Source organism: Flavobacterium frigidum, from assembly GCF_048286795.2.
In genome coordinates this window covers 75,425-83,438 of record NZ_JBLVPT020000015.1, presented here as the reverse complement: position 1 = coordinate 83,438, position 8,014 = coordinate 75,425, and the positions used below count along the sequence as shown (strand labels likewise).

Here is an 8,014-nt window from a genome sequence, read left to right as displayed (position 1 = left end):
CCTGCTTCGGCTACTGAAGGAAGTCCTGTTGTGTTTGAATTCAGCTTGAGTAATCCTTCTGCTGAGGATACAACGTATACCTTTACATTCACCAATGGAACCGCTGGAAGTGCTGATTACACTAATACATTGCAAACAGTAACCGTACCTGCGGGTGCTACTACGGGAACCGTGAGTGTACCAACAATTACGGATACGATTGATGAAAATAACGAAGACTTTAGCATTGCTTCTGGAACAGTAAGTACTAGTGGTACTATTTTAGATGATAACGATCCCCCTACTTTGGCAACGATCACTCCTGCTGCTGCTACCGAAGGATCTGATGTGGTATTCAACTTTACCTTGAGCAACCCTTCTGCAATAGCAACTTCGTATACTTTCACTCTTTCTAACAAAACGGCAGGAAATAGTGATTACGAAACGACAACTGTAACGGTAACGGTTCCTGCTGGTGCAACTACGGGAACTGTATCGGTACCAACTATGGCTGATGTAATAGATGAAGTGGACGAAACGTTCACCATCACTATAGGAACTGTGAGTGCTACTGGTACAATTATCGACAATAATAACGCTCCTACCGTGGCAACGATCGCTCCGGCTTCGGCTACCGAAGGGGATGCGGTGGTATTCAACTTTACCTTGAGTAATCCTTCGGATCAAGCGATTACCTATACTTTTGTATTGACTAATGGTACTGCTGGAAGTGCGGATTACACTACTACTAACGTCTTTGCAACGGTACCTGCTGGAGCAACTACGGGAACGGTATCGGTACAAACAACTTTGGATACTATTGATGAAGTAGATGAAACGTTCAACATTGCTAATGGAACGGTAAGTACTACTGGTACTATTTTAGATGATGATGTTGCGCCTACTATTAATGCCGTTGCAGATACCTATTCAGAAATTAATTGTACTTCATTTGGAGTTATTGGTAATGTTCTGACTAACGATACTTTAAACGGCAACCCAGTGAAACATGAAGACGTAAATATTTCTATAGTTTCAGGCTCGAACCTAAACATTTCGTTAGACAATTTTGGGAATGTAACAGTTCAAAGCGGAATTTCGGGTGGTTCATACGTTTTAACATATCAAATATGTCAAAAACAAAATCCAACCACATGTCATAGAGCTACAATAACAATAAATGTTACAGATACTGTAGCGCCAACCATTGCACAATTACCAGCAGCTTCTGTAATAACTTGTAGTGCAACACCTAGTTTTGCACAAGCAACAGCAACTGATACGTGTGGACCTGTAAACTTGACATTCGTTGATGTGGAAGTACAAGGAAGTTGCATAGGATCTTACACCATAACAAGAACATGGACAGCAACTGATTCATCTGGAAATAAAGCTACTGCTTCACAAGTTATTAATGTTAGCGATACAGTTGGTCCAATTACTAACACAGCTTATTCACCGATACTTAACGTGAATTGTGATGCAATTCCAGCAAAGCCAGAACTTGTATTTGTGGATAATTGTTCAACTGTCTCTACTCCTATTTTTACAGAGAATATCATTAACAGAACTGACAGTTCTTATTCAATAGTTAGAAAATGGTTGGTATCTGACACTTGTGGAAATGCTTCTGAGTTTACTCAAATTGTAAATGTGACTATCGTCAATAGTGTTGTATCTACCAGTAGTTCTATTTGTAATGATGGGGATACTACAACAACCGATTTGAATAATTTATTACCAACGGGTACTCCTACTAACGGAACTTGGGTAGATGTAAACAATTCAAATGCTTTACAGGGCAGTATGCTTAACGCTGTTGGACTTTCAGTAAGAGATTACATTTTTGAATATAAGGTTAATGATGCTACTTGCCCTAGAACAATTAGAATAACTATGACTGTAAATACAGGATGTGGAATTGTATTAGCTTGTGGAACGATAGTGGTGCACAACGCATTCTCGCCAAATGGTGATGGGATTAATGAAAAATTCGTAATCGATAATATTGATGATACCGTTTGTTATCCAGATAATACAGTTGAGATTTATAACCGATGGGGCGTATTAGTATATGAAACCAAAGGATATAATAATACCAGTAATGCTTTTGAAGGTATTTCTGCTGGTAGATCTACTATTCAGCAATCTACTGGATTACCAACTGGAACATATTTTTACATCTTGAGTTATACATCTCTTGACGGTACAGGAAAAACTATAACCAACAAAAAAGACGGATATTTATACTTATCTAAATAAATAATCTAATACCTGAGGATTTTTTACCCTCAGGTATTTTATAATTAAAAAACTATTTCATCTTATAAAATCCAATTGAACTTTATCAAATCGAACTAAAGTATTACTCTCTTAAAAGTCGATAGCCAATTCGAGATAATAAATATCTACTATGAAAACAAAATTATTTTCTTTCGTTTTGATGTTTACAGCATTTGTAAATTATGCACAACAAGATGCTCAATTTACTCAATACATGTACAACACCATCAATATTAATCCTGCCTATGCGGGATCAAGAGGCGCTTTCAGTATTTTTGCGCTACATCGTACACAGTGGGTAGGACTAGATGGAGCTCCTGTTACCAATGTTGCCTCTGTCAATACTCCATTAAACGAAAGCAATTTAGGTTTAGGAGTGACTATAATTAATGATAAAATTGGACCTACTACAGAGAATACAATTTCTACTGATGTCTCTTACACGGTCCCTACTTCGGAAACTTTTAAGCTCTCTTTTGGAATTAAAGCAACTGCTAACTTGTTTAATCTGGATATTAACAAATTAAATCCAGCTGATGCTGATCCAAGTATACGAGATTTCAATAATAAATTTACCCCTAATATTGGAGCTGGAGTTTATTGGCATTCTGATAAGGCGTATATCGGATTTTCAATTCCTAATTTTATAGAAAGCAATCGTTATGACGACAATGAAGTTGCTATTTTTAAAGAAAAAATTAATTACTATTTAATTGCAGGTTACGCATTTGATATGAATGAATCTATTAAATTCAAACCTGCATTGTTAACTAAAGTTGTCAAAGGCGCACCTCTTCAAGTAGATTTGTCTGGGAATTTTATGTTTAATGATAAGTTTGTTCTTGGATTAGCCTACAGATGGTCGGCTGCTGTGAGTGCTATGGTTGGTTTTCAGGTTTCTGAAGGAATGTATATTGGTTATGGTTACGATCATGATACAACAAGATTAAAAAACTACAATTCTGGTTCCCATGAAATATTTTTGCGCTATGAAATATTTAAAAATAATGGTAAAATCACAACTCCAAGGTTCTTCTAAAAACAATTATTATGAAAAAAAATATACTTCTTTACATAACAATAGTAAGTGTTTTTTCCATTAACATTTATGCTCAAAATGCAAAGTTGACCCTAGCTGATAAAAAATATGAGGGTTATGCCTATGTAGATGCCATCAAAACCTATGAAAGAATTGCTGAGAAAGGATATAAATCTGTAGATCTGTTCCAAAAGTTAGGAAACGCTTACTACTTTAATTCCGAATTCGATAAAGCTGCCAAATGGTATGGAGAATTGTTTGCTTTAGACACCTCGACTTTGGAACCCGAATATTATTATCGCTATGCGCAGTCTTTAAGAGCAATCAATCAAAATGATAAGGCCAATGAGGTGATGGAATTGTTCAGCCAAAAATCAGCCAATGATGGTAGAGCCAAACTCTTTAAACAAAATACCAATTATCTACAAGCCATTAAAGCTAATTCTGGAAGGTACACTATTGAAGATGCGGGAATCAATTCGATCTATTCTGATTATGGAACTGCTATTTATTCGAATAAATTAGTTTTTGCTTCGGCCAGAGATACTGGTAGTCTCGGACAGCGAAAACACAAATGGACCAATCAGTATTTTACAAATTTATACACCACTGATTTAGATGCTGACCTAACTCCAAGTACTAATAAACCAAAAAAGTTTGATGGGACAATTAACTCTAAGTTTCATGAGTCTACTCCTATTTTTACTGCTGATGGGAAAACCATGTACTTTACTCGAAACAATTATCTTGATGGCAAAAAAGGAAAAGATGGAAATAAAATTACTTTAATCAAATTATACAAAGCCACTTTAGAAAATGAAAAATGGACTAATGTAACTGAACTTCCTTTTGATAGTGATAATTACAGTACAGCACATCCCGCACTAAGCCCCGATGGAAAAACATTGTATTTTGTCTCTGACATGCCCGGTACCTTAGGACAGTCTGATTTATTTAAAGTGAAAATAAATGAGGATGGTACTTTTGGAATTCCTAAAAATTTAGGAAAATCTATTAATACTGAAGGTAAAGAAACTTTTCCTTTTATTTCTAACGAAAATGAAATTTACTTTGCATCAGATGGACATCCTGGACTTGGAGGATTGGATGTTTTTATGTCTAAAATAAGTGCAGAGGGAACTTTTAGCGAAGTGCAAAATGTAGGAGCCGATATAAATTCTCCCAAAGATGATTTTGCGTATTTAATTGATACCAAATCTCGAAGAGGCTTTTTCTCTTCTAATAAAGACGGAGGTCAAGGATATGATGACATCTATACATTTTTAGAAACAAGAAAACTTATTTGTGAGCAAAGCCTATATGGTACAATCACCGATGTAAAAACAAGCGAAATACTCGCTAATGCTAAAATAACCATATACGATAATCAGTTTAAGGTAATTCATACGGGTGCTTCAGATGAAAAAGGAAACTATAACTTTGCTGTTGAATGTGGAAAAACATACAATGTAAGAGCTGAAAAACTGGAGTATACCACCAAAGAAGAGAAAATTACTACAGAAGCTACAACTGGAAAAACATACTTACCAATAGCAATGACAAAAGAAATTTGTAAAGTAGCTGTTGGTGATGATCTGGGTAAATGTTTTGGAATTAAAATGATTTATTTCGATTTAGACAAATCAAATATTAGAGCAGAAGCCGCTTTAGATTTAGAAAAAATATTAGATGTTTTGAATCAGAATCCAACCATGAAAATTGACATCCGATCACATACGGATAGCAGACAAACATTCAAATACAATGAAGCACTATCGCAAAGAAGAGCCAAAGCTACCATCGACTGGCTGGTTAAAAATGGTATTAATTCCAATCGATTAACCGGTAAAGGATACGGCGAAACGCAACTCGTAAATAAATGTGCTGATAATGTTACTTGCTCAGAAGAGGAGCATCAACTAAACAGAAGAAGCGAATTTATTATTATAGATTTGTAAGTATTTCAAAAAAAAGCAGAAGACTATCATGAAATGACAGCCTTCTGCTTATTTAAATCCAAACACTTAAAACACAACAAAATTTTAAAATTAATTTGAATTAACCGAAAATAGATAGCAAAAAAATAGTTCAATGAATTCATTAGACTATTTTTTAAACAAACTCTATAAAACATTGAACATGAACTAACAATTTTCAAATGGATATAAATGTAAAAGGCTGCCATTTGGGGATATGGCAACCTTTTAGATTTAAAAAAAAACAAACTCTAACTAAATTTTGGCAAAAATATTGGTGTAATATTTTCTTCCATTTGCTGGATTTTCTTTAATTGCTATTCCAAAATGCGTATGATTGCCTTCTATATTCGCTTTATGACTAGGACTAGCCAACCAAGCATTCAGTACAGCTTGTGGAGTGTTGTAATTATAAGCTATATTCTCACTCACGGTTTTAGCACCTAAAGTATTAATTATGTTTTCTGATCGAGCTACAAAATCATTATGGTTGACAACATTATTAGCAATCATATAATTATCATGCTCTTCTGATTTAAAAGACATATGATTGATTTTTTCTAAAGGATTTAAACCAACACTAACTCTGTGTTTGTTGATCAAGTCCATTGTCTGTAATTCTATTGTATTATAAGAATAACTAACTACTTTTTTTGCAGAAACATCTGCAACTTCAGATTCGTCTGAAGAACATGAATTCATGGTGCATATCACAGTCAATAGCAATAATGCACGAAGTAATGTTGTTTTCATAATGTAGTAGATTAAGTTTAAAGTAGATTGTGGGGCAAACTTCTTTAATAAATAAATAATAGGTTTGTAATTCTTTATCAAACATATTCATTTTATCGTTAAAGTACCAAAAATAATCGATAAACTACATAAAAAAAACATTTAAATATGCATATTTCCTACATTATGGAGAGAGGCGATCTATTTTCCAAGAAAGCTGATTATAAGCACTATACCTGATTCTATCGTGCAATCGATTAGGCCTTCCCTGCCAAAATTCTATCTCTAAAGGGGTTACAAGAAATCCTCCCCAATGCACAGGTCGTGGGATTGGTACATTTTTAAAATCATTCTCCAATTGTTTTAGATTATTTTCTAAAAAGTCACGAGACGGAATAATTTCACTTTGATTAGAAACGATAGCTCCTAGTTTACTGCCATCAGGTCTAGAGTCAAAATAACGATCCGAAGTTTCTTCCGTTGTTCTTTTAGCGATACCTTTAATAATTACTTGTCGTTCCATTGTGTGCCAAAAAAACGATAGACAAATATTAGGATTTTGATCAATTGCCTTACCCTTTTCTGAATTATAATTGGTGTAAAAAACAAACCCTTCTTCATCAAAATTTTTCAACAAAACTACTCTAGCCTTTGGAAACCCATCTAGACCAATTGTAGATACTGTCATGGCATTAACTTCGCTATCTCCTCCAAGGTCCTCTACTTCATGAAACCATGTGTTAAAAAGGCTAATTGGATTGTCTGGTATACTTGATTCTAATAGCTCACTCTTATCGTAAGACTTTCTGTAGTTACTTAAATCGTTCATTGTTATATGTTTTTAAGATTATTCAATAATTATATGATGCATTTTAATAGATTTAGATACAGATAACCGGCTAAGCAAAAAAATTGATTTATTTAAAATTCAAAAATTTTGCCATCATCAGCCAATACAACCTCGGGGAAAATCGCAGCAGCTTCTTCTCTAAAAAAATCAATATTTTCGTATCGAGTTGAATAATGTCCCAGAATTAATTGCTTGACATTCGCTTTTAATGCAATTGTAGCTGCTTCTTTGGATGTGGAGTGTAATGTCTTTTTTGCCAAGCTTTCTTCTGATTGCAAGAAAGTTGCTTCGTGGTACAAAACATCGACATTTTTAATAATAGGAAGTATCGCTTCATGATATGCAGTATCAGAACAAAATGCATATTTTTTTGGAGCAATAGGATCAAATGTCAACTTTGCATTTTCAATTACTTTACCATTATCAAGCGTAATGTCTTTGCCGTTTTTAATATTTTGATAGTAGCAGATATCAATTTTATAATTTTGAACAGCATCCATATTCAATTTTCGCTCTCCAATTTTTTCTTCAAACAAAAAGCCATTGGTGTATACTCGGTGCTTTAACGGGATGGTTTTTACTACTACTTTTTGGTCTTCAAAAATAATTTCACTTTCGTTAGATTCTAATTCATGAAAAAACAAACTATAATTGGGCCAAGAATTGGACAACCTCAACTGTAACTTAATGATTTCCTGAATTCCCTTTGGACCATAAATATGTAAATCTGTAGTTCTGTTCAAGAGTGTAAATGTGGACACTAGACCAATTAATCCAAAAAAATGATCGCCATGTAAATGAGAAATAAAAATATGATTGATTTTCGAAAAACGGATTTTGTTTTTTCGCAATTGCACCTGAGTACCTTCGGCGCAATCAATAAGAAAAATTCTATTTTTTATTTCTAGAATCTGTGAAGTAGGATTCGTAAACGTTCTGGGAGTTGCGGCATAGCAACCTAGTATTGTTAGTTTCAATTTCTAATTTCATTTTAAAAGTTAGGATACAAGTAAATATTGAACAGTACTAGGCTAGTTTTTTAAAACTTATTTACAAACTATCAAGATTTTTTTCCTTGTTGTATTTTTTTATTTTTAAAGCCAGTGAAATTGCTACTAGTAAATTAGCGATTATTCCCCAATAACTGTGTAAATC

6 protein-coding genes are annotated in these 8,014 nt (G+C 33.9%); 3 read left to right on the top strand and 3 right to left on the bottom strand.

Annotated features, from left to right (window positions below; all coding sequences use genetic code 11):
- The 3 genes from ACNQGB_RS13390 to ACNQGB_RS13380 form a co-directional block, all read left to right on the top strand.
- Positions 1 to 2,241: gliding motility-associated C-terminal domain-containing protein (locus tag ACNQGB_RS13390; RefSeq protein ID WP_472777123.1), on the top strand; the 2,241-nt coding region annotated here is incomplete at its 5' end.
- 151 nt (positions 2,242 to 2,392) lie between these two features.
- Complete coding sequence (locus ACNQGB_RS13385; protein WP_417947438.1) at positions 2,393 to 3,301, top strand: PorP/SprF family type IX secretion system membrane protein; 909 nt, start codon at positions 2,393 to 2,395, stop codon at positions 3,299 to 3,301.
- Positions 3,302 to 3,312: 11 nt separating this feature from the next.
- Positions 3,313 to 5,259, top strand: coding sequence for an OmpA family protein (locus tag ACNQGB_RS13380; protein WP_472777122.1), 1,947 nt, complete (start codon positions 3,313 to 3,315; stop codon positions 5,257 to 5,259).
- A gap of 273 nt (positions 5,260 to 5,532) precedes the next feature.
- On the opposite strand, the gene ACNQGB_RS13375 is transcribed toward ACNQGB_RS13380, so the two are convergent.
- The 3 genes from ACNQGB_RS13375 to ACNQGB_RS13365 all read right to left on the bottom strand — a co-directional run bounded on the left by ACNQGB_RS13375 (position 5,533) and on the right by ACNQGB_RS13365 (position 7,836).
- On the bottom strand, positions 5,533 to 6,030 hold the full coding sequence (locus ACNQGB_RS13375) for a CAP domain-containing protein (protein WP_417944281.1): 498 nt from the start codon (positions 6,028 to 6,030) through the stop codon (positions 5,533 to 5,535).
- A 163-nt stretch (positions 6,031 to 6,193) separates the two neighbouring features.
- Complete coding sequence (gene pdxH, locus ACNQGB_RS13370) at positions 6,194 to 6,838, bottom strand: pyridoxamine 5'-phosphate oxidase (RefSeq protein ID WP_417944282.1); 645 nt, start codon at positions 6,836 to 6,838, stop codon at positions 6,194 to 6,196.
- A gap of 92 nt (positions 6,839 to 6,930) precedes the next feature.
- Positions 6,931 to 7,836 carry a ribonuclease Z gene (locus ACNQGB_RS13365; RefSeq protein WP_309759783.1) on the bottom strand — a complete coding sequence of 302 codons (906 nt, stop codon included), beginning with the start codon at positions 7,834 to 7,836 and terminating at the stop codon, positions 6,931 to 6,933.
- Positions 7,837 to 8,014: the final 178 nt, after the last annotated feature.